1 protein-coding gene is annotated in these 516 nt (G+C 48.8%); it reads right to left on the bottom strand.

The features are described 5' to 3' along the window. Window positions 1-516, bottom strand: a 516-nt coding sequence (locus R7E38_RS23400; RefSeq protein WP_318082244.1) for a secretin N-terminal domain-containing protein, incomplete at both ends; no start/stop codon positions are given.

The raw sequence follows: 516 nt of genomic DNA on the forward strand, positions 1-516 counted from the left end.
TTGCCATTTCTACGTCAAGTTGACGAATCAAACGTTTCAGGCGTGCACGTACTTTCGGATCGCCAGAAATCAGAATCGAGTTCGTACGCTCATCCGCGACGATTTTTGGCTCAAGAAACTCAGGCGTACTCTTTTGGTTGGTCGTTTTGTTCAGGGCTTCTACGATACGAACCATTTCAGCAGCCGAGGCATTGCGAAGCTCTACTAGCTCGATCTCTTTGTCACCAGCTTGGTCAACGCGTTTGATGATTTCTGCTAGACGGTTTACTACCGCTGCACGACCGGTGATCAGGATGATGTTAGCTGGATCGTAATGAACCACATTACCCGCACCGGCATTATCAATCAGCTGGCGCAATAGCGGTGACAATTCACGAACAGAGACATTTCGCACAGCAACCACGCGAGTGATGACGCTATCGCCTTTTGCGCTGCCATCACCCATAACAGGGATTGCAGAGGTCTTAGAGTCTTTTGCTTTGATGACTTTGAGTACGCCGTTGTCCATTTCTACGA

This window comes from Vibrio sp. Vb2131 (assembly GCF_033338535.1).
Classification (GTDB): Bacteria; Pseudomonadota; Gammaproteobacteria; order Enterobacterales; family Vibrionaceae; genus Vibrio; species Vibrio alginolyticus.